At 51.5% G+C, this 470-nt stretch carries 1 pseudogene; it reads left to right on the forward strand.

Annotation, left to right across the window (positions count from 1 at the left end):
* Positions 1 to 470 (forward strand): annotated as a pseudogene (locus D3227_RS40665) (endopeptidase La); the annotation flags it as partial.

Consider the following 470-nt stretch of genomic DNA (forward strand, 5'->3'; position numbering starts at 1 on the left):
CTTCTGACATGCGAGGCGATCCGGCCTCTGCACTGCTTGAAGTGCTGGATCCAGAGCAGAACGTAGCGTTCAGCGACCACTACCTGGAAGTGGATTACGATCTCAGCGACGTGATGTTTGTCGCGACGTCGAACTCCATGAACATTCCGGCACCGCTGCTGGATCGTATGGAAGTGATTCGCCTCTCCGGTTATACCGAAGATGAAAAACTGAACATCGCCAAACGTCACCTGCTGCCGAAGCAGATTGAACGTAATGCACTGAAAAAAGGTGAGCTGACCGTCGACGATAGCGCCATTATCGGCATTATTCGTTACTACACCCGTGAGGCGGGCGTGCGTGGTCTGGAGCGTGAAATCTCCAAACTGTGCCGCAAAGCGGTTAAGCAGTTACTGCTCGATAAGTCATTAAAACATATCGAAATTAACGGCGATAACCTGCATGACTACCTCGGTGTTCAGCGTTTCGAC

It is taken from the genome of Mesorhizobium waimense (genome assembly GCF_003601975.1).
GTDB classification, from domain to species: Bacteria; Pseudomonadota; Alphaproteobacteria; order Rhizobiales; family Rhizobiaceae; genus Mesorhizobium; species Mesorhizobium waimense.